Annotated in this window: 21 protein-coding genes; 15 read left to right on the top strand and 6 right to left on the bottom strand. The window is 57.8% G+C overall.

What is annotated here, in order from left to right; genetic code table 11:
* Window positions 1–636 precede the first annotated feature (636 nt).
* The gene (locus EDC28_RS05470) at window positions 637–3,279 is read left to right on the top strand and encodes a TonB-dependent receptor (protein ID WP_050657490.1); all 2,643 of its coding nucleotides are present in this window, start codon (window positions 637–639) and stop codon (window positions 3,277–3,279) included.
* Between the two features lie 404 nt (window positions 3,280–3,683).
* Window positions 3,684–6,305, top strand: a complete 2,622-nt coding sequence (locus tag EDC28_RS05465; protein WP_123420919.1) for a TonB-dependent receptor plug domain-containing protein — start codon at window positions 3,684–3,686, stop codon at window positions 6,303–6,305.
* Between the two features lie 140 nt (window positions 6,306–6,445).
* Here the strand turns inward: EDC28_RS05465 and EDC28_RS05460 are convergent, their stop codons facing one another.
* The 3 genes from EDC28_RS05460 to EDC28_RS05450 all read right to left on the bottom strand — a co-directional run bounded on the left by EDC28_RS05460 (window position 6,446) and on the right by EDC28_RS05450 (window position 9,115).
* Window positions 6,446–7,588: a prephenate dehydratase domain-containing protein gene (locus EDC28_RS05460; protein ID WP_050657492.1), complete on the bottom strand. Its 1,143-nt coding sequence runs from the start codon at window positions 7,586–7,588 to the stop codon at window positions 6,446–6,448.
* A 198-nt stretch (window positions 7,589–7,786) separates the two neighbouring features.
* On the bottom strand, window positions 7,787–8,119 hold the full coding sequence (locus tag EDC28_RS05455) for a TraR/DksA C4-type zinc finger protein (RefSeq protein ID WP_050657493.1): 333 nt from the start codon (window positions 8,117–8,119) through the stop codon (window positions 7,787–7,789).
* 69 nt (window positions 8,120–8,188) lie between these two features.
* Window positions 8,189–9,115: a tRNA-dihydrouridine synthase gene (locus EDC28_RS05450; protein WP_123420918.1), complete on the bottom strand. Its 927-nt coding sequence runs from the start codon at window positions 9,113–9,115 to the stop codon at window positions 8,189–8,191.
* Between the two features lie 156 nt (window positions 9,116–9,271).
* On the opposite strand from EDC28_RS05450, the gene EDC28_RS05445 reads away from it, so the two are divergent.
* From EDC28_RS05445 to EDC28_RS05390, 12 genes are all read left to right on the top strand, one after another.
* Window positions 9,272–9,787 carry an HvfA family oxazolone/thioamide-modified RiPP metallophore gene (locus tag EDC28_RS05445; protein ID WP_050657495.1) on the top strand — a complete coding sequence of 172 codons (516 nt, stop codon included), beginning with the start codon at window positions 9,272–9,274 and terminating at the stop codon, window positions 9,785–9,787.
* Between the two features lie 45 nt (window positions 9,788–9,832).
* The gene (locus EDC28_RS05440; RefSeq protein ID WP_123420917.1) at window positions 9,833–10,663 is read left to right on the top strand and encodes an HvfB family MNIO-type RiPP peptide maturase; all 831 of its coding nucleotides are present in this window, start codon (window positions 9,833–9,835) and stop codon (window positions 10,661–10,663) included.
* Entirely contained in the window at window positions 10,660–11,388 is a 729-nt protein-coding gene (locus tag EDC28_RS05435) for an HvfC family RiPP maturation protein (RefSeq protein ID WP_123420916.1), read from the top strand. Before EDC28_RS05440 ends, EDC28_RS05435 begins: the two co-directional genes overlap by 4 nt.
* Before the next feature lie 59 nt (window positions 11,389–11,447).
* The gene (locus EDC28_RS05430; protein ID WP_050657498.1) at window positions 11,448–11,813 is read left to right on the top strand and encodes a YbaN family protein; all 366 of its coding nucleotides are present in this window, start codon (window positions 11,448–11,450) and stop codon (window positions 11,811–11,813) included.
* A gap of 72 nt (window positions 11,814–11,885) precedes the next feature.
* Complete coding sequence (gene apt / locus EDC28_RS05425; RefSeq protein ID WP_050657499.1) at window positions 11,886–12,437, top strand: adenine phosphoribosyltransferase; 552 nt, start codon at window positions 11,886–11,888, stop codon at window positions 12,435–12,437.
* 90 nt (window positions 12,438–12,527) lie between these two features.
* Window positions 12,528–14,771: a DNA polymerase III subunit gamma/tau gene (gene dnaX, locus EDC28_RS05420; RefSeq protein ID WP_123420915.1), complete on the top strand. Its 2,244-nt coding sequence runs from the start codon at window positions 12,528–12,530 to the stop codon at window positions 14,769–14,771.
* Window positions 14,772–14,780: 9 nt separating this feature from the next.
* A complete protein-coding gene (locus EDC28_RS05415; protein WP_050657501.1) occupies window positions 14,781–15,110 on the top strand; it encodes a YbaB/EbfC family nucleoid-associated protein in 330 nt (109 codons plus the stop codon).
* A gap of 3 nt (window positions 15,111–15,113) precedes the next feature.
* The gene (gene recR / locus EDC28_RS05410; RefSeq protein ID WP_123420914.1) at window positions 15,114–15,716 is read left to right on the top strand and encodes a recombination mediator RecR; all 603 of its coding nucleotides are present in this window, start codon (window positions 15,114–15,116) and stop codon (window positions 15,714–15,716) included.
* 109 nt (window positions 15,717–15,825) lie between these two features.
* Window positions 15,826–17,676, top strand: a complete 1,851-nt coding sequence (htpG, locus tag EDC28_RS05405; protein WP_123420913.1) for a molecular chaperone HtpG — start codon at window positions 15,826–15,828, stop codon at window positions 17,674–17,676.
* A 192-nt stretch (window positions 17,677–17,868) separates the two neighbouring features.
* Entirely contained in the window at window positions 17,869–18,513 is a 645-nt protein-coding gene (gene adk / locus EDC28_RS05400; protein ID WP_050657504.1) for an adenylate kinase, read from the top strand.
* Window positions 18,514–18,612: 99 nt separating this feature from the next.
* Entirely contained in the window at window positions 18,613–19,692 is a 1,080-nt protein-coding gene (hemH, locus tag EDC28_RS05395; RefSeq protein ID WP_123420912.1) for a ferrochelatase, read from the top strand.
* A 125-nt stretch (window positions 19,693–19,817) separates the two neighbouring features.
* Entirely contained in the window at window positions 19,818–21,122 is a 1,305-nt protein-coding gene (locus EDC28_RS05390; protein WP_123420911.1) for an inosine/guanosine kinase, read from the top strand.
* Between the two features lie 24 nt (window positions 21,123–21,146).
* Here the strand turns inward: EDC28_RS05390 and EDC28_RS05385 are convergent, their stop codons facing one another.
* On the bottom strand, window positions 21,147–21,734 hold the full coding sequence (locus EDC28_RS05385; protein ID WP_123420910.1) for a hypothetical protein: 588 nt from the start codon (window positions 21,732–21,734) through the stop codon (window positions 21,147–21,149).
* A 143-nt stretch (window positions 21,735–21,877) separates the two neighbouring features.
* On the opposite strand from EDC28_RS05385, the gene EDC28_RS05380 reads away from it, so the two are divergent.
* Window positions 21,878–22,978, top strand: coding sequence for a 1-acyl-sn-glycerol-3-phosphate acyltransferase (locus EDC28_RS05380; RefSeq protein ID WP_123420909.1), 1,101 nt, complete (start codon window positions 21,878–21,880; stop codon window positions 22,976–22,978).
* Here the strand turns inward: EDC28_RS05380 and EDC28_RS05375 are convergent.
* Window positions 22,929–23,771, bottom strand: a complete 843-nt coding sequence (locus tag EDC28_RS05375; protein WP_244946543.1) for a DUF817 domain-containing protein — start codon at window positions 23,769–23,771, stop codon at window positions 22,929–22,931. The genes EDC28_RS05380 and EDC28_RS05375 overlap by 50 nt on opposite strands.
* 9 nt (window positions 23,772–23,780) lie before the next feature.
* A complete protein-coding gene (locus EDC28_RS05370) occupies window positions 23,781–25,157 on the bottom strand; it encodes an ATP-binding protein (RefSeq protein WP_123420908.1) in 1,377 nt (458 codons plus the stop codon).
* Window positions 25,158–25,229 lie beyond the last annotated feature (72 nt).

Genomic DNA, 25,229 nt, shown 5'->3' with positions numbered 1-25,229 from the left:
TGTAGAGACTGTTCCTAAAGCCTATCTTGATGCTTCGCAGGTCAGACCTTACCAGTCTTGCTCGTAGATGAGCTGTTGTCACGCTTTGAACTTGAGTGCTCTCCTTGCTCCCTCGTTGTGTTTCAGACCTTCGCTGAAGCTAACGCCCACGATCTGGTTGTTTGTTTTTTCATCGGTAGGCGCTGTTTACAGACAGAAGGGCCTCTCTGTGTGTCTCCATAAATGGCCATTTTGTTTTAAATTTGATGCAATATGGTTCTTATATTTAAATTTGTTTTTTTATTGTTTTTGTTTTTTGTTTTTTGTTCTTTTCCGGCTGCCGGCTGTGAGACCAGTCACAAAAAAAGTTCCCTGTGCAAAAAAAATGGGCAAAGAGTGCATAGCTATTCAATCTATATGCCTTTTTTTATGTTGTTGTTTTATCTGATTTTATTTTTTATTTTATCTTTTTATTAACTTTTAATTGTGGTTTTGTTTTTCAAATTGCAGTTGCGGTTAAACAATAAAAACCTTTTGGCATCATGTTGTTGCGTTGACATTAAAGTGGCTCTGTTTAAGTATCAATGCGGTTTTAAAAACCCGAAAAACAACCACAAATCCTAATGCGAACAAAATATCGCCAAAGGAAACGATGTCATGATGTCAAAAAATAAAACTTCCAAAGCTGTTAGCTGGGCGTTGCTGGCAAGTGCTACTGCTGCTGTAGCCATGCCTGTCCTGGCCGCCGACAACGGTAACGATGTTGAGCGTATTGAAGTAACCGGTTCACGCATCAAGCGTACCGACATGGAAACCGCTTCTCCGGTTTCTGTTATCTCTGCCAAAGATCTGCAAGCCAGCGGTTATACCTCTGTTGCCGACGTACTGGCCGACTCCACCTTCAGTGCCGGCGCGCCTACCGGTGCCGCCTCTAACAACGGTGGTAACGGTGCTTCTCGCGTAGATCTGCGTGGTCTGGGCTCTGCCCGTACCCTGGTGCTGGTAAACGGCCGCCGTATGGTTAACTCCGGTACTGGTGCTGACTCCTCTGTCGATCTGTCTACTATCCCTGTAGGCATGATTGAGCGCATCGAAGTCCTGAAAGATGGTGCTTCCGCTGTTTATGGCTCTGACGCCGTAGCCGGTGTGGTGAACATCATCACTAAGAAAGACTTCCAAGGCCTGCAAGTAGACGCCAGTTACGGTGGCACCAGTCGTGGCGACGCCAACACTGGCGAAATCAACCTGCTGATGGGTGGTAGCACCGATAAAGCCAACGTGGTTATCGGCGCCTCCTATGTTGACCGTGGCCTTGCCAAGCAAAGCAACCGTGGCTGGTCTGATTGTGCCAAAGATGGCCTGCCAGACGGTGCCTGTGGTGGCGGCTCTAGCTATATCCCCGGTGGTTCATACAACGCTGGCGATGGCTACATGCAGCAAGACGCCAGTGGCAACTGGGTACCCCAGACCGATACCTATAACTACATCCCTTACCAGTACCTGTACACTCCTCAGAAGCGTACCTCTCTGTTTGGTAACGGTTCTTATCAGCTGACTGACAACACCCAGCTGTTCAGTGAGTTCCTGTACACCAAGCGGATGTCCAACCAGCAGCTGGCTCCTTCTCCGGTAAGCCTGGAGATCCCCGCTGGTGCCACCGGTAACCCGGAAAACAAAGCCGTAACCTACAAGCGCCGTATGACCGACGCCGGTACCCGTGGCTACGAGCAGACCGTTGATACCACTCGCTATGTGATTGGTGCTCAAGGTTACCTGGATATTCATAATGGTCTGGATTGGGACGTGTCCTACACTTGGGGCCGTAACGACTCCGTGTCCAAGGTTTCCAACCTGCAGAACACCTCCAAGATCCTCGACACCGTTGATCCGGACAAGTGCGGCGGCGATTCTGGTATCCCCTGTGCCAACTGGTTCGTGGGTGAAGGTCAGCTGAGCCAAGACGTTCTGGATTACGTTGACTATACCGACCAGTCCACCGGCGGTAACGAGATGAACGTTATCAACGCCAACATCTCCGGTGACCTGTTCGAACTGCCTGCCGGTATGTTCAGCTTCGCGTCCGGTATCGAATACCGTCGCGAGAAGGGCTGGTTCCAGCCTGACTCCGTGACTGTAGCTGGCGACAGCGCACAGTCTCAGCAAGACGCCACCGCTGGTAGCTACGACACCAAACAGATTTACGCGGAATTCGCTATCCCTGTTCTGTCCGACAAGTTCCTGGTTAAAGACCTGTCTATCGAAGCAGCTGCCCGCTACTTCGATTACTCTACCTTCGGTAGCGATTCCACCTGGAAACTGGGTCTGACCTGGCGTCTGAACGACGACTTCATGCTGCGTGGCGTACGTTCTACCGCCTTCCGCGCTCCTACCGTATCTGAACTGTACGGCGGTAGCGTAGGTAGCTTCGACTACCTGGACGATCCCTGCTCTGACTACGGTTCTGGCAGCGCTTCTTCTACCAAATACCAGACCTGTAACACTCAGATCGGCAACACCGGCTACAAGTATGGCGACTCTCAGATCGAAACCACTTGGACTTCCGATCCGAACCTGAAGCCTGAAAAAGCTGACACCCTGACCCTGGGTGCGGTGTGGAGCCCGAGCTTCATCAACGGTTTCTCTGCGACTCTTGATTACTACAAAATTGAGATCAAAGACGCTATCGACCGTATCGATGCTCAGGAATACCTGAACAACTGCTACAACGGCGATTCCAATGCCTGTAGCGTGCTGAAAATCGAGCGTAGCGCCAACTCCGGCGACATCACCTACATGTCTCGTCCGCTGACCAACATCGGCAACGAGAAGATCAAAGGTGTTGACCTGGATATGCGTTATGCCTTTGATGCGGCCGGCCTGGGCTGGACCATCACCTGGGATACCAGTTACCTGGACGAGTACACCAAAGAAGGTATCGACTACGCAGATACCATCAGTGGTGACCAAGGCGCCTACGCCAAGTGGAAACACAACGCTAGCCTGGCTCTGAGCGGCGACAGCTGGGATGCCAAGTGGACCGTACGTTACATCGACGGCATGCACGACGATGGCGCATACGAAAACGGTACTCCCTACACCTTCAAGACTGACTCTGTTGTCTACAACGACCTGTCCGGTAGCTATCACTTCAATGACAGCACTACTGTGACTCTGGGCGTAGACAACGTCTTCGACGAAGATCCGGCCTACGTACCTGACTACTCTGACGCCAACACTGTGCCTGAGGCATATGACGTTCTGGGTCGTTACGTATACGCCAAGCTGAGCTGGCGCATCTAATTCCCATTAACGGGAAAACAAAAAGCGACCTTCGGGTCGCTTTTTTATGGCTTGTTAACGAGAAAAGGTGATCTTTATCCTGCTATTGCAAGACATCCTTATTTTTTGCTTTGGCGAGGAATTAAGGATTTTCATGAAGAGTGCCATGTCGATAAATGCGTCTTTATTGTTTCTGTTTTAATTTTTATTTATCAAATCCCCGTTAAGCCCAAGAAATTCAGATTCTGATTTTAACAATTTGGCATCATCTGCTGCTTCCTTATTTGCTATTTTCCTCTCTATGCGTCGTTTGACGGCCACATGGCTGTCCATGACTATCAACTCGCTTTTTAAAACCAAGCAATAAAACAGGCCGTTTTTTACGCAACCTCTGCGCTAACGGTTAATAAAAAAGGGAGTGTGTCATGATGTCTCAAACCGCCATTAATAAGGCTGTCAAATGGGCGCTGCTGAGCGGCGCTGCTATTACCGTCTCGCTGCCGGTTCTGGCCGCCGACGATGCCAATCAAACCGAACGCATTGAAGTCACCGGTTCACGCATCAAGCGTACCGATATGGAAACCGCCAGCCCGGTCACCGTGATCTCGGCTAAAGATCTGCAGGCGAGCGGTTATACCTCAGTTGCCGATGTGCTGGCCGATGCCACCTTCAGCGCCGGTGCGCCGACTGGCGCCGCCACCAACAACGGCGGTGAAGGAGCGGCGCGGGTTGACCTTCGCGGCCTGGGCACAGCTCGTACCCTGGTGCTGGTCAATGGCCGGCGCATGGTCAACTCCGGTACCGGTGCCGATTCCTCCGTGGATCTGGGCTCCATTCCGGTGGGCATGATTGAACGTATCGAAGTGCTTAAAGACGGCGCTTCCGCCGTGTATGGCTCTGATGCCGTGGCCGGGGTGGTGAACATCATCACCAAGAAGGACTTCCAGGGCGTGCAGCTCGATGTCAGCTACGGCGGCACCGACAAGGGCGATGCCAACACCGGTGAAATCAACCTGTTGATGGGCGGCAGCACCGATAAGGCCAACATCGTGGTAGGGGCCAGCTACGTTGACCGTGGCAGCGCCATGCAAAGCAACCGCGATTGGTCAGACTGTGTCAAAGACGGCACCGCCGCCGGCAACTGCGGCAGCGGCAGTAGCTATATCCCCAGTGGCTCGGTAAACGCCGGTGACGGCTACCTGCAGCAAGATGCCAGCGGTAACTGGGTGTCCCAGACCGACAGCTACAACTACGTGCCTTACCAGTACCTCTATACCCCACAAAAGCGCCTGTCGCTGTTTGGTAACGGTTCCTACCAGCTCAATGACAACACCCAGCTATTCAGCGAATTCCTCTACACCAAGCGGACCTCAAACCAGCAACTGGCGCCGTCTCCGGTTGCCCTGACCATCCCTGCCGACGCTACCGGCAATATCTGGGGCAGCGACGTTTACTACAAACGGCGGATGACCGACGCCGGCGCTAGGGGTTACTCTCAGGTGGTGGATACCAGCCGCTATGTGTTGGGCGCCCAGGGGTATCTGGATATCCACAATGGCCTGGATTGGGATGTCTCTTACACTTGGGGCCGCAATGACGCGGTGAGCAAGGTGTCCAACCTGCAAAACACCTCCAAGATCCTCGACACTGTCGATTCCAGCGTCTGTGACAACGTTACCATTCCCTGCGCCAACTGGTTTGTCGGTGAGGGTGAGCTGAGCCAGGACGTCCTCGATTACGTGGATTACACCGACCAGTCCACCGGTGGCAACGAGATGAACGTGGTTAACGCCAACATCTCCGGCGACCTGTTCGAGCTGCCGGCCGGTATGTTCAGCTTCGCTTCCGGTATCGAATATCGCCGCGAAAAAGGCTGGTATCAGCCTGATTCTGTGACCGTTGCCGGCGACAGCGCCCAATCTCAGCAAGACGCCACCGCAGGCAGCTACGACACCAAGCAAATCTACGCCGAGTTCGCCATTCCGCTGCTGTCCGATAAATTCCTGGTCAAGGACTTGTCGGTAGAAGCGGCCATCCGTTACTTCGACTACTCCACCTTCGGTAGCGACAACACCTGGAAACTTGGGATCACTTGGCGCCTGAACGACGATTTCATGCTTCGCGGCGTGCGGTCAACGGCCTTCCGCGCCCCGACCGTGTCCGAGCTGTACGGTGGTAACGTCGGTAGCTTTGACTACCTGACTGACCCTTGCTCCGGTTACGGCAGTGCCAGCACCAGTTCTTCTCTTTATCAGAACTGTAACGCCCAGATTGGCAATACCGGCTACAGCTACAGCGACTCGCAGATTGAAACCACCTGGACTTCTTCTGACGATCTCAAACCTGAGCAAGCTGACACCCTGACCCTGGGCGCGGTGTGGAGCCCGAGCTTCCTGAATGGCTTCTCGGCCACGGTGGACTACTACAAAATCAAGATCACCGATGCCATCGACCGTATCGACGCCCAGTCTTATCTGGACAACTGCTATAGCGGCGACAGCGCGGCTTGTGATGCCCTGAACATCACCCGCAGCTCCGTCTCCGGCGATATCTCTTATATGTCACGCCCCTTGACCAACATCGGTAAAGAGGAAGTGTCCGGGGTGGATATCGATGCCCGTTACGCCTTTAATGCTTGGGATCTGGGCTGGACAGCCAGCTTTGACAGCAGCTATTTGGGTAAATACACCAAGGAAGGGGAAGACTACGCTGGCACCATCAGCGGTGACCAAGGCGCCTATGCCAAGTGGAAGCACAACGCCAGCCTGGCGGTGAGCGGCGACAGCTGGGATGCCAAATGGTCGGTGCGTTATATCGACGGCATGAAGGACCTGAACCTGACCAGCTACAAGACCGACTCGGTGATTTACAACGACTTGTCCGGCAGCTATCACATCAATGACAGCACCACCTTCACCCTGGGTGTGGACAACGTCTTTGACGTCGATCCCGAATACGTTCCTAGCTATTCGGACGCCAACACCGTACCTGAGGTGTACGACGTGCTGGGTCGTTACCTCTACGCCAAGCTGAGCTGGCGTCTGTAACTAAAAAGGTGGCCCTGGGCCACCTTTTTACTCTGCTTGGCAGGCCTTACCTGCCCAACCGACTTTCTCTGGTTCCTCCCTGGATGAGAAAGCATGGCGGCCCAGCCGTCTTTTCGGGGCTGACCTTGTCAGCCCCTTTTTTATTGCGGCAGTGGCGCGCTGGTGGCCTTGACCCGCTCGTCTGAGTAACAACCCAGGACTTTGACAAAACGGGTGATGGCGCAGAGCTCCTGGTAGGCCTGCTGCCACTCATCGCTTTGGTCGTTGGCCTGCACATCCATGTAAAACAGCTCTTCCCAGGGGTTGCCGGGAATGGGGCGCGACTCGAGCTTGGTCATGTTAAAGCCGTGCTGCTGCAATACCTGCAAGGCGCTGACCAGGGCGCCCGGCGTGTTGTGGGTGGCCATGATAAGGCTGGTTTTGGCCGGTAGCTGGCTGGGCACGGTGTGGGCGTCGCGGCTGACCAGGATAAAACGGGTGTGGTTTTCCTCCTGGTTGGCAAGGTGGCGGTCAATGGCCACCAGCCCGTAAAGGGCGCCGCCGCTTTCCGGGCCTATGGCAGCAATGGGGTCGTCGCTCTCGGCCACCTTGGCCATGGCGTGGGCCGATGACGGGCAGGCTTCCTGCTTGAGGGTGGTTTTGCCCAGGTAATGTGAGCATTGCAACAAGGCCTGGGGGTGGGAGTAGACCCGCTCAATTTTGTCGAGGCTAAGGCCGGGTTTGACCAGCAGGTGGTGGTCCACCTTCAGGTAGGTCTCACCGATGATATGCAGGTGGGTGTGGCGCAGCAGATCGTAGACATCGTTGATGGAGCCAGAAGAGGTGTTCTCGATAGGCAGCAGCCCCAAGGGCGCCCGGCCGTCTTCCACGGCTTTGACGATATCGGCAAAGCTCTCGCAACAAAGGCCCTGGAACTGGCATTGGCGGCGGCTGGCGTAACCCTGGGCTGCCAAGTGCGAATAGGTGCCGGGGCGGCCAAGGTGGGCAATATGCAACACGCCTTTTTCATCCCCTTGCTGCATCCAGGCCTGCTGCAATAGCACCGAGTCTTCGATGATGACATGGTAAAGCCGGGTCAGGTAGGCAGGATCCAGGCCCAAAGCCTGACCTTTTTCCATCAGACTCAGCAGCAGGCTCGCTTCGCGGGCGGTATCGCGCACCGCGCCCTGGCGCTTGGCTTTGTCTTTGGCAACCGCCAGAGCCAGTTGCCGGCGCTTGGCCAGGCTGCTTAGCAGGTTTTGGTCCAGCGCTTCGATTTCCTGGCGCAGGGTATTGAGATCCATAACTCCTCCAATACAAAAAAGGCCTCCCGTTTGGGAGGCCTCATGATGCTGCTGACATAACCTCATGCCGCATCATCGCCTCCCTTGAAGGAAGCGAAGAAGCAAAAAAAGAAGAGGGCGGCTGTGTTGGTCATCGGCTCGGTTTACATTTGTCAAGTGACCACAGCATGCCTACAGCAAGGAGTGTTGGCAAGTTTTTTAAACGGCTTTACTGGCGCAGCGGGCGCAGCGCTGCTCGGCGGCATCTTTGATAAGCCGCTCCATCTCGATTTCCGCTTCGCAATCGGCGCAGATCCCAAAGAGCCCAAGGTCAAGCTGGCACAGAGCGGCTTCTACCTTGCTCAGGCGGTTACACAGGCCATAAAGCTGGCGGTCAGGGTAACTGGGCAGCTGCTCGCCCAAGCCATCCACGCCCTGACTGGCAAGGGCTTCCAATAGCGCCCCCGGCGCCCCCAGTTCGATAAGGCGAGCGCGGATCTGCTGCAGCAGCTGTTGCTGTTCCTGCGCCAGCGACTGGCCAAAGTCTGTCATTTGAGGATGCCTCCACATGGATGATGGCATCAGTCTAAAGGGCTTGGGCTCAGGCTTTGCTGACCTGCATCAAGGGTTGATGCTCTCCAGCATCGCTTCTTTATCGCTAAGGGTGCGCACCTTTTGAAAAAGCGCTTCGGCTTCAGGGTATTGCAGGCGCAAAAACTGTAGCCACTGCTTGAGGCGATTGGGGTAATAAAGGCCCTTGTCACCCCGGATCTCGAACTGGGAGTAGCGTTTTAAGAGGGCTTGCACCGCTTCCCAAGGCGCTTTGGGGGCCAGGCCCTTGATGGCGGCGGCAAGACTGGGGCAGGCCAGGGCGCCGCGGCCGATCATCAGGTCGGTACTGCCGCTGACAGCCTGGCAGCGCTTGGCATCGTCGCTGCTCCAAATTTCACCATTGGCGATGACATTGAGGCCAATCTCGCTGCGGATAAGCGCGATTTGCTCCCAGTAGGCGGGGGGGCGGTAGCCATCGCGCTTGGTGCGGGCATGTACTGCCAGTTCGGTGGCGCCAGCCGCTTCGATGGCGCGGGCGTTCTCCAGCATCAGGCTGGTGTCGTCGTAGCCCAGACGAATTTTGGCGGTCACCGGCTGATGGGCGGGCACCGCTTGGCGCACTTCGCGGATGATGGCGTAAAGGGTTTCTGGCTCTTTTAATAGCACCGAGCCGCCCTTGTTGCGGTTAACGGTCTTGGCCGGGCAACCAAAGTTAAGATCAATACCCGGCGAGCCAAGGGCCACGGCGCGGGCTGCGTTCTCGGCCAGCCATTCGGGGGATTGGCCCAGCAACTGAATACGCACCGGCACACCGCTGGGGGTTTTGGCGCCGTTGGCCAACTCAGGGCAGATCTTGAAAAAGCTGCGCTCCGGGTAGAGCTGGTCCACCACCCGCAAAAATTCGGTGACGCACAGGTCAAAACCGCCTTGGGCGGTGAGCAAATCTCGCATCAGATGGTCGACAACCCCTTCCATCGGGGCCAGGATCACGCGCATTTTTTAAAGCCAGGTAGCAAACAGGTTGGCAAGTTTACGGGATCTGCATTTTATTGAAAGACGTGTGACATGTACCGGGTCTACTAGCCTGAGACCTGCCGGCAGCCGTTACGCCGTTCACGTCATTGATACCTAAACCACTAAAGGAAATTCAGCATGAAAACTCGTAACAGTGTTGCAGCAGCCCTTGGGGTATTGGCCGTTGGTACCCTGGCGTCCGCCTCTGCCAGCGCCTCGCCTTTTGCCATGACCCAACTGAATCAGGGTTACCAGGTTCAGCAATTCGAAGCTAAGTGCGGTGAAGCCAAATGTGGCGGCAGCCCCAAGCAAGAGGGCCAGGCCGAAGAAAAGATGAAAGAAGGCAAGTGTGGTGAAGACAAAACCAAGATGAAAGAAGGCAAGTGCGGCGAAGAAAAAGCCAAAATGATGAAAGAAGGGAAGTGCGGCGAAGAAAAAGCCAAGATGATGAAAGAAGGCAAGTGTGGCGAAGACAAAGCCAAGATGATGAAAGAAGGTAAGTGCGGCGAAGACAAAGCCAAGATGATGAAAGAAGGCAAGTGCGGCGAAGACAAGGCCAAGATGATGAAAGACGAAAAGGCCAAAATGAAAGAGGGCAACTGCGGTGAAGACACCAAGGCCCACAAAGAAGGTAAGTGCGGTAGCGCCCACTAACCGGACAGGGTGCGGCGTCTGCCGCACCCTCTACCAGGACAAGCCATGAACAGACCTATCAGCGGCGCAGGCCTTGGGCTTCGGCGGGATTTTTTAGCCGATATTGGCGACACCTTACCGGCGCCGGTCAGCTTTTTGGAAGTGGCCCCCGAAAACTGGATGAAGCTCGGTGGCGGCTATGGCCGGCGTTTTCGCGCCCTGACCGAGCGCCACCCCTTTGTCTGCCACGGTTTGTCGCTGTCTATCGGCAGCCCGGCAGCTCTTGATTGGGACTTTCTCAAAGCCCTCAAGACCTTTCTTGATGAGCACCGTATTCGCCTTTATTCCGAGCACCTCTCGTACTGCTCGGGCAATGCCCACCTCTTTGATCTGATGCCCATTCCTTTTACCGAGCAAGCGGTCACTCACCTGGTAACGCGCATTCGCCAAGTGCAGGATTTTCTGGAGCGGCCCCTGGTGCTGGAAAACGTGTCCTACTACGGCGCGCCGGGCCAGGAGATGAGCGAAATTGCCTTTATCAATGCGGTGCTGGAAGAGGCCGATTGCCAGTTGCTGCTGGATGTGAACAACATCTATGTGAACGCCACCAACCACGGCTATGACGCCGAGGCCTTCTTAAAAGCCCTGCCGAGCCGGCGCATCGCCTATGGCCATATCGCCGGGCACCATCAGGAAGCGGCTGACCTTATCGTCGACACCCACGGCGCCGACGTGATCGACCCGGTCTGGGCGCTGCTGGCCAAGGCCTATCAATATCACGGTGTCTTTCCCACCTTGTTGGAGCGAGACTTCAACTTGCCGCCCTTGAGCGGGCTACTAGGTGAAGTGGGTACTATCGCCACCTTGCAAACCCAGGCAAGAATGGAGGTGGCATGAGCTTTTTAGAAGTGCAGCACGCCTTTATGGCCCACCTTCGAGACCCCGAGCAGCATCCGGCGCCAACCGATGTGGAAGATAGGCGCATGGCCATTTACCGCCGGCTTTTTATCAACAACATCGACGGCTTCTTAAGCTCGTCTTTTCCGGTGCTAAAAAGCCTCTATGCCGAGGGCGACTGGCAGCAACTGGTGCGCCGTTTCTATGCCGACCACGACTGCCACTCGCCGCTGTTTTTAGACATCAGCGAAGCCTTTTTAGATTACTTGGACGGTCCCGCCTTTAGCCCCCGGCCCTGCGACCCGCCTTTTATGGCGGAGCTGGCCCATTACGAGTGGCTGGAGCTGGCGGTGGGGCGAAGCGAAGATGAGGGTACGCCGGTTTGCCCCGATATCGACACGCCGCTCAGGCTCTGTGGCGCGGCGGCGCTGGCGGCCTATCACTGGCCGGTGCACCAGATAAGCAGCGATTTTCGCCCTGATGCGCCACTGGCGGCGCCGGTGTTTTTGCTGGTCTACCGCGGCCTTGACGACAAAGTCGCCTTTATGCTGCTCTCAAGCGCCATGGCTCAGGCCTTGTCGCTGATAGAGCAATCGCCCGGCCTTAGCGCCAAGGCGCTTGTCGGCCACCTGGCCGCGCCAGGGGAGGAGCAAAGGATACTTGCCCGGCAGCTGCTGGCGGCCCTTGGCGAACTGGCCGGCAAGGGCGCGCTGCTGGGGGCCTAAATTGATTGCCCCAGCCCCATTGGGTAAACTCTCAGCCCGGCAGGCCCAGGGGAGTTGTGATGGCGGTGCGGTTTCTTTATCTGTTGTTTGGTTGGGTGGCGATTGCCCTTGGCGTTATTGGTATTGCCTTGCCGGTGCTGCCAACCACCCCCTTTATTCTGCTGGCGGCTTGGTGTTTTGCCAAAGGCTCGCCCCGTTGCCACCAGTGGCTGCGCACTAACCGCTATTTCGGGCAGATGGTGCAAGACTGGGAGCGGCAAAAAGGCCTGCGCCGCCGCTACCGGCGCCGCGCCGTGGCCATGATGCTGGTCACCTTCAGTATCTCCCTTATCGTGGTGCCCAAGATCTGGTTGAAGATCATGCTGGTAGGGATACTGGTGTCGGTACTTATCTATCTTTACCGCTTGCCGGTGATCGAAGATTAACTCGCCAATAATTGCCAGCAGGGCTAAAAGCCCTTACCCTTTGGCGCTTTGGCTAACGCAGTTGCGTGAAAAATGAGCATGAAAAAAGAGAGTCTGGCCGTCATCAAAGACGCCATCAAAACCATCCCCGATTACCCCAAACCGGGCATTTTGTTCCGTGATGTCACCAGCCTGATGCAGGACCCGCGCGCCTTTGCCGAGAGCATCACCCTGCTGGCCGAGCATTACGAGAACCAGGGCTTTACCAAAGTGGTGGGCGCTGAAGCGCGCGGCTTTATTTTCGGCGCGCCCCTGGCCCTGGCCCTGGGTATCGGTTTTATCCCGGTGCGCAAACCCGGCAAACTGCCTCGCCAGACCCTGAGCCAGAGCTACGACTTGGAATACGGCCAGGACACCCTGGAGATCCACACCGACGCCATCGTCCCTGGCGACAAAGTGCTGCTGGTTGACGACCTGCTGGCCACCGGCGGTACCATCGAAGCCACCGCCAAACTGGTGCGTGAACTGGGCGGCGAAGCCAAACATGCGGCTTTTATCGTGTCCCTGCCGGAGCTTGGCGGCATCGAGCGCTTGGAAAAACAAGACATCGAGATCTTCGACCTGGTGCAATTCGACGGTCATTGATCCCAAAGGGCCGAGCCGGTAGCGTCAAGCTGCCAGCTCGGCCTTTTGCTGTGTTAGCATGACCCTATTGAAGCGCATAACGACGATTGCATGGCATACCAGGTACTGGCCCGTAAGTGGCGACCCCAGAATTTCTCTGCCCTGGTGGGGCAGGAGCATGTGGTAAGGGCTCTTAATAACGCCCTGGCCCAAAATCGTCTGCACCATGCCTATCTCTTTACCGGCACCCGAGGGGTTGGTAAAACCACCCTGGCGCGCATTTTCGCTAAAAGCCTCAACTGCGAAACCGGCATTACCCCCACCCCTTGCGGCCAGTGCTCCACTTGCCTTGAGATTGAGCGGGGTAATTTTGTCGACCTTATCGAGGTGGATGCCGCCTCCCGCACCAAGGTGGAAGACACCCGCGAAATCCTCGACAACGTTCAGTACCGGCCCACCCGCGGCCGCTTCAAGGTGTACCTCATCGATGAAGTGCACATGTTGTCGCGCCACTCGTTCAATGCGCTGTTAAAAACCCTGGAAGAGCCGCCGGAGCACGTTAAGTTCCTGCTGGCCACCACCGACCCGCAAAAGCTGCCGGTCACCATACTGTCGCGCTGCCTGCAATTTAATTTAAAAAGCCTGAGCCCAGAGCTGATTACCGAGCATCTGGCCTATGTGCTGGGCGAAGAAAAGCTGGGTTTTGACGAGCCGGCCCTTAGGCTGCTGGCCAAGGCGGCCAACGGCTCCATGCGTGACGCCCTGAGTCTGACCGACCAGGCCATTGCCCACGGTAATGGCGAGGTATTGCTGGATAACGTCCAGTCGATGCTGGGCACCCTCGATAACCACCACGCCCAGCAGTTGATGCACCAGGTAGTGGCGGCCGACGGCCAGGCGCTGCTGGCGGCCATCGAGCAAGTGGCGATGATGTCGCCAGATTACAACGCTTTGCTGGCCGATATCCTGGCGCTGCTGCACCAGGCTGCCATTGCCCAGCAGGTGCCGGGCAGCCAGGAGGCGCCGGCCGAGCAGCTGGCGCTGCAACTGAGCCCCCAGCAGCTGCAACTTTTCTACCAGATGGTGCTGCATGGGCGGCGCGATCTGCCTTATTGCCCCGATCCGCGCATGGCCCTGGAAATGACCCTGCTGCGGATGCTGGCCTTTGATATCGACACCAATCCTGGCCTGGGTAAGGCTCAGGCTAAAGCGCCTTCCACCGCCGCTAAAGCGGCCCTGCTACCAGCTAAAGCCAGCATGGCCCCCGCCGCTGGCGCTCCCCGCACGCCAATGACGGCGCCGCCGGTGGCCAGCCAAGAAGACCTTGACGCCCAGCAGGCGCATCTGATGGCCATGGCCGAGGCGCAAGGGTTCAGGGGCGCCGAGGTTGCCGAGCCGCCTTCGCAGCCGTTGGAAACACAGGCCGCGCCGCAGTCAACGCCGCCGGTTCAGGCCGTACCCGAACAAGGCCATGATGAGCCTGAGCAGGTGCAGGCCGCGCCGCCACTTGAGACGTCGCCCAAGGCAGAAACGCCACCCAAGGCCGATGCGCCTCAGGGGGCAGCCAATCCCACCAGCGCCTTGCTGGCCTTTCGCCAGGCCCTTAAAGCCAAGCAGCAGGGCCAGGAGGACAAGGGCCCAAAAAAGCCTGAGGCCCAGCTGCGGGCCCAGCCAAAAACGGAACCGGCTCGCAACCCCACTCAAACTGAGGAACGCTCTTCGCAGCCGCAGCCGCAGCCCGTTGCCCCTGAGCGCCAAGCCTCGCCGGGCTGGGACGACGCGCCGCCCTGGCTCGACGAGGAGATAGTAGAACCTGACCCCGGTATGCAGCTCGCCTGGGCTGAGCAGCAACAAGCCCAGGCCCCGGCTGCCCCTGAAGCGCCCAGCGCCGAGCCAGAGCCAGAACCGGCGGTATTCACAGGGCAGGGCGGCGAGCCTTACCCTGGTGTCACCCTGGCCCTTGATGACGCCCGGGAAGACGACCGCTTCTGGTTTGAATGCTGCGAGCGATTGAATATTGGCGGTTTTGTCCGGCAACTGGCCCTAAACTCGGTGCTGGAGCAACACCCCGAACACTGGAACTTGCTGCTGGAGCCAAGTCAGCGCCACTTGGAGCGCAACCTTGGTGACCTGCAACAAGCCCTGGCCCAAAGTGGCATTTTTTCCGGCAATGTCTCGGTGCAGGTACAAGCCGCACCGGCCGGGCGCGAAAGCCCGCTGGCCATTGCCAACCGAATTAGCCAGCGCTGCCAGGCCTATGCCGAGCAGGTGCTGGCCGACGATCCCAGGGTCAACCAATTCGTGACCCTGTTTGATGCAGAACTGGTGGCGGAGTCAATCCGCCCAATCATGTGAGGAACGACAATGTTTGGTAAAGGCGGAATGGGCAACATCATGAAGCAGGCCCAGCAGATGCAGGAGCGGATGCAAAAAGCCCAGGAAGAGATCGCCCTCATGGAAGTCACCGGCGAAGCCGGTGCTGGCCTGGTGAAGATCACCATGCTGGGCAACCACAACGTGCGCCGCGTTGAAATTGACCCCAGCCTGATGGAAGACGACAAAGAGATGCTCGAAGATCTCATCGCCGCCGCCATCAATGACGCGGCCCGCCGCGTGGAAGAAGAGTCCAAGGCCAAGATGGGCGCCGTAACCGGCGGCATGAAGCTGCCCGGCGGCATGCAGTTCCCCTTCTAAGCCATGGAATTTAGCCCACTGCTGCGTGAGCTTATCCAGGCGCTGCGTTGCCTGCCTGGTGTGGGGGGGAAATCCGCTACCCGTATGGCTTTTCACCTCCTTGAGCGTGATCGCCAGGGCGGCCTGAAACTGGCCGGCCAGTTAAAAGCGGCTATGGAAGGCATCCAGCATTGCAGCGATTGCCGCACCTTTACCGAAGAGGATAAATGCGGCATCTGCGCCAATCCCCGGCGCCTGGAAGCCGGCCAGCTGTGCGTGGTGGAAACCCCCGGGGACGTGATGGCCATCGAGCAGACCGGGCTTTTTTCCGGCCGTTACTTTGTGCTGATGGGGCACCTGTCGCCCCTGGACGGCATAGGCCCGGCGGAGCTGGAGCTCGATAGGCTCGACGCCCTTTTGGCCCGCGAGCCCTGGCAGGAGCTTATTCTCGCCACCAACCCCACGGTGGAAGGGGACGCTACCGCCCACTACGTGGCGCAAATGGCCCGCCAACATGGGGTCAAGGTCAGCCGCATCGCCCATGGCGTACCGGTGGGGGGGGAGCTCGAATTTGTGGACGGCACCACCTTGTCCCACTCCTTTAGCGGCCGCCAACCCCTGGCCTGATTGCTGAAAAACCCCACAGCCGTGGGGTTTTTTATTACTGGCGTCTTGAAAATATTGCCCCTGCCCCCATCTACTTTCCCAGCGAGTCACACAAGAGGAATGTGGAACCATGACCACCCAAACCCATGGTTTTCAAACCGAAGTCCAGCAACTGCTGCAACTGATGATCCACTCCCTGTATTCCAACAGGGACATCTTCCTGCGCGAACTCATTTCCAACGCCGCCGACGCCGCCGACAAGCTGCGTTTCAAGGCGCTGGAAAACGCCGACCTCTATGAGGGTGACGGCGACCTGAAAGTGCGCATCAAGGCCGACAAAGACAAAGGCACCCTGACCATCAGCGATAACGGCATCGGCATGACCGAGAGCGAGATCGTTGAGCACCTGGGCACCATTGCCAAGTCCGGCACCAAGGCCTTCTTCCAGAGCCTGTCCGGCGACGCCGCCAAAGACAGCCAGCTCATCGGCCAGTTCGGGGTGGGCTTCTATTCGGCCTTTATCGTCGCCGACACCGTCGAGGTGCACAGCCGCGCCGCCGGTGCCAAAGAGGGCGTGATGTGGCGCTCTAAGGGCGAAGGCACCTTCGAGACCGGCCCCAGCGACAAGACCAGTCGCGGTACCGACATCGTGCTGTTCCTCAAAGAGGACGACAAAGACTTCCTGGAAAGCTACAAGCTCGAGCAGGTGATTCACACCTATTCCGATCACATCGGCGTGCCGGTGGAGCTCTTTAAAGAGGGCAAGGAAGAAGGTGAAGAAGGCGGCTTTGAAGCGGTTAACCAAGGCACGGCGCTGTGGACCAAGTCCAAGAGCGAAGTGAGCGACGAAGAGTACATCAGCTTCTATCAGCACCTCTCCCATGACTTTGGCGAGCCGCTGACCTGGAGCCACAACAAGGTGGAAGGCAAGCACGAGTATACGTCCTTGCTGTACATCCCCAAAAATGCGCCCTGGGACTTGTACCAGCGTGAGCGTCAGAGCGGCCTCAAGCTCTATGTGAAACGCGTGTTCATCATGGACGACGCCGAGGTGTTCTTGCCCCAGTACCTGCGCTTTGTGAAGGGCCTGGTGGACTCGGCCGACCTGCCGCTCAACGTCAGCCGCGAAATTTTGCAAGACTCCAAGCTGACCCAGTCCATGAAAGGCGCCATCTCCAAGCGCGTGATTGCCATGCTCGAAAAGCTGGCCAAGGACAAGCCCGAAGAGTACGCCGGTTTTTGGAAGCACTTTGGCGCCGTGCTCAAAGAAGGCCCGGCCGAAGACTTTGCCAACCGCGAAGCCATTGCCGGCCTGCTGCGCTTTCACTCCACTCACCATGACGACACCGAGCATCTAGTGAGCCTGGATGAGTACCTTGAGCGCATGCCCGAAGGCCAGGACAAGATTTACTACGTGGTAGCCGACAGCTTTAACGCCGCTCGCTTTAGCCCGCACCTGGAAGTGCTGCGCAAAAAAGGCTTTGAGGTGTTGCTGCTGTCCGAGCGTATCGACGACTGGATGATGAGTCACCTCACCGAGTACAAGGGCAAACAATTTGCCTCTGCCACTCGTGGCGAGCTGGACATCGAAGCCACCGACGAGGAGAAGGAAGCCGAGAAGGCCATCGAAGGGGTCTTGGCCAAGGTCAAAGACAGCCTCGGCGACAAGGTCAGCGAAGTGCGCTTTACCCACCGCCTTACCGATTCCCCAGCCTGCGTGGTGACCGACGAGCACGGCATGTCCAGCCAGATGGCCAAACTGCTGGCCTCCGTTGGCCAGGCGGCCCCTGAAGTGAAATACATCTTCGAGCTCAACCCCGAGCATCCGGTGGTTAAATCCCTCGATGGCCGCGAAGGGGAGAATTTCGAAGACGCGGTGGCGCTGCTGTTTGAACAAGCCCTGCTGGCCGAGCGCGGCAGCCTTGAAGATCCCTCCGGTTTCGTCAAACGCCTCAACAAGTTGATGCTGCAAGGCCTGTAACCGGTCTGTGCACAAGGGCAGCATTTGCTGCCCTTGTTCTTTTCTTAACGGCGCCGGCTGTGTACCCTATCAGGCTGTTAACAATAAATCGGCGCGATCAGCTTCACTCCCCCGAAGCACAGATGCAGCGACCGGTGGCCAGGGTGGTTACCGAAGTCGCGTCAGCTTTATCAATTAAAAAGAGAGCCACACATGCGCATTATCCTGCTAGGCGCCCCTGGCGCAGGGAAGGGCACCCAGGCCCAGTTCCTGATGAAAAAATTCGGTATTCCCCAGATCTCTACCGGCGACATGCTGCGCGGCGCCATTGCGGCCGGCACCCCGCTGGGCCTGGAAGCCAAAAAAGTCATGGACGCCGGCCAACTGGTGTCTGACGACATCATCATCGGCCTGGTCAAGGAACGTATCGCCGAGGACGACTGCAAGAACGGTTTCCTGCTGGACGGTTTCCCGCGCACTATCCCCCAGGCTGACGCCATGAAGGAAGCCGGTGTGGCCATCGATGTGGTTATCGAATTTGCGGTGCCGGACGAAGTCATCGTCGAGCGTATGGCGGGCCGGCGCGTACACCCCGCTTCCGGCCGGGTTTACCACGTCACCTACAACCCGCCCAAAGCCGAGGGCAAAGACGATGAGACCGGCGAGCCGCTTATCGTTCGTGACGACGACAAAGAAGAAACCGTGCGCAAACGCCTGGGCGTTTACCACGAGCAGACCGAGCCGCTGATCGGCTACTACCAGACCGAAGCCAAGCTGGGCGCGGTCAAATACCTCAAGATTGACGGCACCCAAGCCGTTGACGCTGTCAGCAAGCAACTTAGCGAACAGCTCAATTGAGAAAAAAGGCCCCGGTAAGGGGCCTTTTTTTCGTATCCTGATGACCTGATTCGACTTTTGGCCGTATACAATCGGCTAAGACGATGTAGAGGATACGACATGGCCTTTAAGGGCAGCCCCCAGTTCAAGCACGGTCAAAGCCCCAAAATCGGGGTATTGGTAACCAACCTCGGCACCCCCGACGCGCCCACCCCCAAGGCGCTGCGCCGCTATTTAAAAGAGTTTTTGTCAGATCCGAGGGTGGTGGAAATTCCCAAGCCCATCTGGTGGCTTATCCTCAACGGCATTATCCTCAACACCCGCCCCAAAAAGTCGGCCCACGCCTATCAAAGCGTCTGGACCGAGCGTGGCTCACCCTTGATGTTCCACACCCAGGACCAGGCCCAGGCGCTGGCCGCGCGCTTTGCAGCAGAACACGGCGACAAGGTCGAAGTCGCCTTTGCCATGCGTTACGGCAACCCCGGCATCAGTGACGGGGTGCAGCAACTGATGGACAAGGGCGTGGACCGGCTGCTGGTGCTGCCCCTTTATCCCCAGTACTGCGCCAGCACCAGTGCCTCGACCCTTGATAAGCTCAGCGACGATTTGCGCCAGCGTCGCTGGCTGCCGGAGCTTCGCTTTATCAGCCACTATCACGACTTTGGCCCTTACATTGAAGCCTTGGCCCAAAGCATCGAGCAGCATTGGCAGAGCCATGGCCGCGCCGAGAAGCTGGTGCTCTCTTTTCACGGTATTCCCAAGCGCAACCTGCTGCTGGGCGACCCCTACTTTTGCGAGTGCCACAAGACCTCAAGGCTGCTGCGCGAGCGTTTGGGCCTTGGGGAAGACGAGGTGCTCACCACTTTTCAATCCCGCTTTGGCAAGGCCGAATGGCTCAAACCCTACACCGACGCCACCCTCAAGCAACTGGCCAAAGACGGGGTAAAATCGGTGCAGCTGGCCTGCCCGGGGTTTTCGGCCGATTGCCTGGAAACCATTGAAGAAATCGGCGTGGAAAACCGCGGCTACTTTCTTGAAGGGGGCGGCGAGCGCTACGAGTACATTGCGGCGCTAAACGCCAGCGAGCCCCATATCGATGCCCTCTACCAGCTGCTTTGCACCAATATGGGCGACTGGCTGGCCAAGGCGCCAGAGGCGCGCAGCATTGGCGCTGCCCGGGCGGCAGCTCTGGGAGCCTGAGCCCATGCCCGGCCAAGGCCGGGCAGGCTTTGGGAGCGAAATCGTTTTCTCTAAAACAGTGTTGTGAGTTGGCGGCGCGGTTCTGCTACTATCGCCGCCCTCAAAGGGTCCCTTGAGTAAGGCAGATGAAATTCCCCGGTCAGCGCAAGAGTAAGCACTTTTTTCCGGTTGAAAGCCGCGATCCCCTGATGAGCGAGCTGTCGCTGCTCAACAAACCCATTGCCAGCCATATCTGTGGTATCGACCAGGTACTGGTGGACATCGAGGCCCATGTGCCCGATAGCTTTCTTGAAAAGTACGCGCTGTCCAAGGGCCATTCCATGCTCATCGCCCCGGACAAGGCCGCCGCCATCTACCAGGAACTGACCGAGCAAAACCTGATTGTCTCGGAGTTTGCCGGCGGCACCATCGGTAACACCTTGCACAACTATTCGGTGCTCTCCGACGACCGCTCGGTGCTGTTCGGGGTGATGAATGAAACCATCCGGGTGGGCAGCTCCTCTTACCGATATCTGTGCAACACCTCGTCCAAGGTGGATCTCAACTACCTGCAACCGGCGGCGGGCTCCATCGGCCAGTGCATTACCTTGATTGCCCCCGACGGCGAGCGCAGCTTTGCCATCAACAAAGGGGTGATGGACTTGCTGGAAGTGGGCCACCTGGACCAAACCCTTATTCAGACCGGCTCGGCGCTGGTGATCTCCGCCTACCTGGTGCGCTGTGAAGACCACGAGCCCATGAAGGCCACCACCTTGCAAGCCGTAGCTTGGGCCAAGGCCGCCGGGGTGCCGGTGGTACTGACCATGGGCACCAAGTTCATCGTCGAAGATCTCAAAGACTGGTGGCAGGAATTTATCCGCGACAATGTCACCGTAGTGGCCATGAACGAAGACGAAGCCCAGGCCCTGACCGGCGAGGCCGATCCACTCTTGGCCTGTGAGAAGGTGCTGGAATGGACCGACATGGTGCTGTGCACCGCAGGCCCGGTTGGCCTTTATCTCGCCTCTTATGTCGATGACGAGCAAAAGCGCGAAACCACCCGCCAGTTGCTGCCGGGCGCCATTCCCGAGTTCAACCACTTTGAGTTTTCCCGGCCCATGCGCAAAAGCGATTGCGCCGTGCCGGTGAAGGTCTACACCCACATCTCCCCTTACATGGGTGGGCCCGATCGCATCAAAAACACCAATGGCGCCGGTGATGGCGCCCTGGCGGCGGTATTGCACGACATGGCGGCCAACGATTATCACCGCCTCAATGTGCCGGGCAGCTCCAAACATGCCGAGCGGTTCTTGGCGTACTCCTCGCTGTCGCAGATCAGCAAATACGCCAACCGGGTCAGCTTCGAGGTGCTGGTGCAGCACTCGCCGCGCCTCTCCCGCGGCCTGCCGGAGCGGGAAGACAGCCTCGAAGAGGTCTACTGGGACCAATAAAAAAGCGCCCTTCGGGGCGCTTTTTTATGAGCCGCTGCTTTGTGGTGGCGCCGCGCGCATCTTCTGGGCGGTGGCGTCCATGGCGCTTGAGTAGACCTTCATGATCTTGTTGATGGCATCGGAACCGCCGGCCAGCACGGCGCCGGTCAGCAGCACATCGACGGCAGTAAAGCAGCCGTTGTTGCTGCCAAGGGTGCTCATATCCACCAGGTTGCCAAGAATACGCACCCCCACCAGCGCTACAAGAATACCGATAACAAGGCCTATCCACTGGGCCATCTGCCGGGAAGCGGCGCGGTAGCGCATCCGTTGGTGCTGCATGTCTTCAAGCTGGCTGGCAAGGGCGGGCGTCGCCTCGGGGCTGGCAGTTTTGAGGCTTTCTTGGGCCAGTTTTATCTTAAGGTCCTGGCGGTCGGCCTCGGTGCTTCGCACCAGCGACAGGGCAATTTCTGTTGCCCTTTCCACCACCATCGACACCAGCACCAGATAGCCAAAGAGGGTGGGCACGGCGCTGACGGCATCGGTTTTAAAGGCCAGGGTTTGCGGGTGGTAGTAGAAGGCGGCGAGGGTCAGCACTATTACCACCGCCAGGCCCAACAGTTTCTTATACATCTTTAAGATTCCCTTCTCTTAAATTAGTAAGGTCAGTAGGTTAGCAAAGCCGTGATAGAAGTCTAGCTGTGCCGGATGCATGGTTTCGGCCGAGTACAAGCCGCGCTAAAATAGCCTCTTACCATGACTTGTTGAAGAATTTAATGAGTAACAACAACGGTGTGGACTCCTTCGAGGACATCCGCCCCTACCACGATGACGAAGTCCAGGCGGTGCTGTACCGGCTGGTACACAACCCCGAATTCATTGCCCTTATCAGCCGTTACGAATTCCCGCGCCTGAGCCGCTGGCTGGGCCCGCTGATGCGGTTAGTGGTCAAAGGCCAGTTGAAAAAGCGCCTTTGCCCCATCAAGGACGTCGCTGCCTTTCAAATTCAAATTCGCGACCTTTTTACCAAGAGCCTTGGCCGCACCACCGATGGGGTCAGCTGGTCCGGGGTGGATGCCCTGGCCAAGGACAAGCCCTATCTTTTTGTTTCCAACCACCGCGACATCGCCCTGGACCCGGCTCTGGTCAATTGGGTGTGCCACCAGGCGGGGATGCAAACTGCCCGCATCGGCATCGGCGACAACCTGCTGAAAAAGCCCTTTGTCACCGACCTGATGCGCCTTAACAAGAGTTTTATCGTCAAGCGCTCGGCCAAGGGGGTGCGGGAGCTGGCGGCGGCCATGAACGTGCTGTCGTCCTATATCGACCACAGCATCCAAACTGGCCACAGCATCTGGATAGCCCAGCGCGAAGGCCGCGCCAAAGATGGCAACGACCAAACCGATCCGGCGCTGCTGAAGATGTTCTTTTTGAGCCACCGCAAGACGCGCAGTTTTGCCGAGATGGTAGACCGGCTCAACATCGTGCCGGTGGCCATCAGCTACGAGTTTGACCCTTGCGACAAGCTAAAGGCCAAAGAGCTGGCTACCCTGGCCCGTGAAGGCTGCTACAACAAGGGGCCGCTCGAAGATCTCAAGGCCATGGGCCTCGGCTTTACCGGCTTTAAAGGAAGGGTGCATGTGGCCTTTGGCGAGCCTATCAAGGGCGAGGGCATGGACGGCCCCGATACCCTGGCCGCCGCTATCGACGCGCAGATCCACCACAGCTACAAGCTGTTCGAGTCCAACCTCTCGGCGGCTGGCGAGGGAGATCTGAGCTGGTTTAACGAGCGCACTCGGGAGCTGGACGAAAAGGAAAAGGCCTTTGTTAAGGCCGCCTATGCCCGGCCGGTAGAAAACGCCCGCAAAGCCGGCTGAGTAGTGCGGCTTTTACCTTGGCGGGGGCTTGTGGCCTGTGGATGAGCGAGACCAGCACAAAGCTCAGCATCATCAGCAGGTACCAAGCCCCCAGTTTGCCAATGCCCACCATCTGCCAGCCGTCCACCTGATTGGGGTAGAGCCAGACCTTGCAATAGGTGGCGATGTTCTCGGCAAACCAGATAAAGAGCGCCACCAACAGCCAACCCAGCAGCAGCGGCATCCGCCGGTGCTCGGTTTTTACCTTGAAATAGATATCCACCCGCCAGAACAGCGCGGCGACCGCGCCCAGCAGCAGCCAGCGCAGATCCCAAAAATAGTGGTGCCCGAAGAAGTTGAGGTAGGCCAGCAGCGCCAGCAGCAGCGTCCAGCGCCGCCGCGGGTAGTGGCTGAAGCGAAAATCAAACAGCCGCCAGACCCGGGCAATGTAACTGCCCACCGCCGAATACATGAAACCTGCAAACAGCGGCACATTGCCGAGCTTTAGCGCCGCCTGGCCGGGATAGGCCCAGGCGTTGATGCCGTCCATGGTTTTAAAAAGCTCCATCACCGTGGCCACCAGGTGGAACACCAGGATCACCAGCGCCTCGCGGGGGCTTTCGAGCTTCAGGGCCAGCAGCAACCCCTGGAAGGCAAGGGCGGCCAGGAACAGAAAGTCGTAGCGGTGTAATGTGGTGAACGGGTACCAGTACTGGCTGACCAGCATCAGCGCCAGCAGATAGCCGCCAAAGAGACAGGCCCAGGCCTGTTTAAGGCCGAAGGCCCAGAATTCCAGCAATCCTTGCTTTATCAATGCCTTACCTTAGTAGTTACCCAGTGGCAGGCTGATGGCAAAACGGGCGCCACCCAGGCCCTCGGCCCGGCCGACCGTGAGGTAGCCATGGTAGGAGGCGACGATATCCGCCACCACCGCCAGGCCAATGCCTTGGCCGGGGTTGCGCGAATCGGCCCGCACCCCGCGCTGGAGGATGCTTTCCCGCTTGTCTTCCGGCACGCCGGGGCCGTCGTCGTCCACTTCCAGCAGCAGGTGCTGGCGCTGCTTTTTGTCCCCTTCAAAAGCGAGCTTCACATGCACCTGGCACACGCAAAGCCTGAAGGCGTTTTCCAAAAGGTTACCCAGCACTTCCATCAAATCCCCTTCGTCGCCGTCGAAGTAGCAGCCTTCTTCTACTTCCAGCTCCATTTCCACGTCCTTGGCGGCGTAGACCTTGGTCAAGGCCCGGCACAGTTTCTCGGCCATGGGTTTGGGGTCGATGCGGCTTTGGGCAATACCCTGGCGGCCCACCACCGCTCTTTTGAGCTGATAGGTGATGGTGGTGTTCATACGCTGGGCCTGCTCGATGATGTCGGCCAGGGGATCCTTGGGCACATCGGGCAGCACTTCCAGGCTCTGGGCCGAGGCCTGAATGGCGGCCAGTGGCGTTTTCAGGCTGTGGGCGAGGTCGCCCATGGTGTTCTTGAGCCGCTCGCGAGACTCGCGCTCCCGGTGCAAAAGGGCGTTCAGTGGCCGGGTAATACGGGCAATCTCGGTGGGGTAGTGATGAGAGAGCTGGCCTCTGTCACCGCTTTTCATCTCCGACAATTCCCCTGCCAGGAAACGCAGCGGCTTAAAGCCCCAGCGCAGCGTCCAGGTGATCACCAGCAGCATCAAGAACAGGCCGCCGGTCATCCACAGCAGCACGATGGTGGAGAACTGGGAGGCGTCGCGCTGGTAGTCCTTGTCCTGGTACATGGTCATCAGGGTGTAGTCCTTGATGGTGTCCCCAAGGGCCAATTTTACCGACAGCTCGTACACGAAGAAGCCGTCGCCTTCTATCTTCTCGTGATAGAAGCGGCGGTTGAGGTTGTAGAACACCGGGTGGAACTTGAACTCATAGCGGTAGCTTGAAAGCGAGCGCCAGATGAGCTTGCCTTCCTGGTCGAAGATCAGGCCAATGTTGTTGGACAGCGGCTGGTTATAGCTGGGGTTGACCAACTCGTTGGGGAGCCAGCCGGTGCCTTGGGTGTCTTCCAGCAAAGAGATCAGTTCGTTGGCGTCCGAGCCCAGATTTCGCTCAATGGTGCTTTTGGTGGCACTTTGGTAGGACTTGATGATCGCCACTGAAACAAACGCCAGAAAGACCACCATGGAAACGGTGGTGGCCAGAATAACGCGGCCTTTCAGGGAAAGCGGTCGCACTCGGCGGGTACCCCTCGACGGTTAGGTGATGTGCCAGGCCGTGGCCCCTCACTGGGCCACGGCCTAGTGTAC

The organism is Gallaecimonas pentaromativorans (assembly GCF_003751625.1).
In the GTDB taxonomy this organism is placed as follows: Bacteria; Pseudomonadota; Gammaproteobacteria; order Enterobacterales; family Gallaecimonadaceae; genus Gallaecimonas; species Gallaecimonas pentaromativorans.
This window is presented reverse-complemented; position numbering and strand designations above follow the sequence as displayed.

Bases quoted from the DNA above. Each gene is read 5' to 3' on its own strand.
- htpG (WP_123420913.1), top strand. From the start codon at position 15,826: ATGACCACCCAAACCCATGGTTTTCAAACCGAAGTCCAGCAACTGCTG.
- adk (WP_050657504.1), top strand. From the start codon at position 17,869: ATGCGCATTATCCTGCTAGGCGCCCCTGGCGCAGGGAAGGGCACCCAG.
- EDC28_RS05435 (WP_123420916.1), top strand. From the start codon at position 10,660: ATGAGCTTTTTAGAAGTGCAGCACGCCTTTATGGCCCACCTTCGAGAC.
- hemH (WP_123420912.1), top strand. From the start codon at position 18,613: ATGGCCTTTAAGGGCAGCCCCCAGTTCAAGCACGGTCAAAGCCCCAAA.
- dnaX (WP_123420915.1), top strand. From the start codon at position 12,528: ATGGCATACCAGGTACTGGCCCGTAAGTGGCGACCCCAGAATTTCTCT.
- EDC28_RS05385 (WP_123420910.1), bottom strand. From the start codon at position 21,734: ATGTATAAGAAACTGTTGGGCCTGGCGGTGGTAATAGTGCTGACCCTC.
- EDC28_RS05465 (WP_123420919.1), top strand. From the start codon at position 3,684: ATGATGTCTCAAACCGCCATTAATAAGGCTGTCAAATGGGCGCTGCTG.
- EDC28_RS05445 (WP_050657495.1), top strand. From the start codon at position 9,272: ATGAAAACTCGTAACAGTGTTGCAGCAGCCCTTGGGGTATTGGCCGTT.
- EDC28_RS05430 (WP_050657498.1), top strand. From the start codon at position 11,448: ATGGCGGTGCGGTTTCTTTATCTGTTGTTTGGTTGGGTGGCGATTGCC.
- EDC28_RS05455 (WP_050657493.1), bottom strand. From the start codon at position 8,119: ATGACAGACTTTGGCCAGTCGCTGGCGCAGGAACAGCAACAGCTGCTG.
- recR (WP_123420914.1), top strand. From the start codon at position 15,114: ATGGAATTTAGCCCACTGCTGCGTGAGCTTATCCAGGCGCTGCGTTGC.
- EDC28_RS05470 (WP_050657490.1), top strand. From the start codon at position 637: ATGATGTCAAAAAATAAAACTTCCAAAGCTGTTAGCTGGGCGTTGCTG.
- EDC28_RS05415 (WP_050657501.1), top strand. From the start codon at position 14,781: ATGTTTGGTAAAGGCGGAATGGGCAACATCATGAAGCAGGCCCAGCAG.
- EDC28_RS05390 (WP_123420911.1), top strand. From the start codon at position 19,818: ATGAAATTCCCCGGTCAGCGCAAGAGTAAGCACTTTTTTCCGGTTGAA.
- EDC28_RS05380 (WP_123420909.1), top strand. From the start codon at position 21,878: ATGAGTAACAACAACGGTGTGGACTCCTTCGAGGACATCCGCCCCTAC.
- EDC28_RS05440 (WP_123420917.1), top strand. From the start codon at position 9,833: ATGAACAGACCTATCAGCGGCGCAGGCCTTGGGCTTCGGCGGGATTTT.
- EDC28_RS05450 (WP_123420918.1), bottom strand. From the start codon at position 9,115: ATGCGCGTGATCCTGGCCCCGATGGAAGGGGTTGTCGACCATCTGATG.
- apt (WP_050657499.1), top strand. From the start codon at position 11,886: ATGAGCATGAAAAAAGAGAGTCTGGCCGTCATCAAAGACGCCATCAAA.
- EDC28_RS05460 (WP_050657492.1), bottom strand. From the start codon at position 7,588: ATGGATCTCAATACCCTGCGCCAGGAAATCGAAGCGCTGGACCAAAAC.